The 415-nt window shown below is 53.0% G+C and carries 1 pseudogene; it reads left to right on the forward strand.

Annotation, left to right across the window (positions count from 1 at the left end):
- Nucleotides 1-272, forward strand: a pseudogene (locus Q4563_RS16500) (hypothetical protein); the annotation flags it as partial.
- Between the last annotated feature and the right edge of the window lie 143 nt (nt 273-415).

Here is a 415-nt window from a genome sequence, read left to right on the forward strand (position 1 = left end):
AGCCCTTTATATCTCTGCCCAACCTGTTGGCCGGGCGTGAGCTGGTACCTGAAATCCTGCAAGAGCAAGCGACTCCGATACATTTGGCGGAGGCGTTGGTGCGTTGTCTGGAAGACCAGAATATCCGCCACCAACTGCATGAAACCTTCCAGTTTATTCATCGGCAATTGCGACGAAATGCTAATCAGGAAGCCGCCAAAGCGATTATTGAATTACTGGAACCAGAGCAAGCTGCCGCTAACGAACGTTTGCGGAACGGACTCACTCACTGAATTACTTATCCCATGATTGATATTGAACAGTCTCTGCTGGCACAGGGACGCGTCTACTGTGGCATTGATGAAGCTGGCGCCGGGCCTTTGTGTGGCGATGTGTTGGCCGCTGCCGTGGTACTGGACCCGGCCAAACCCATTCC

It is taken from the genome of Gilvimarinus sp. 1_MG-2023 (assembly GCF_030548285.1).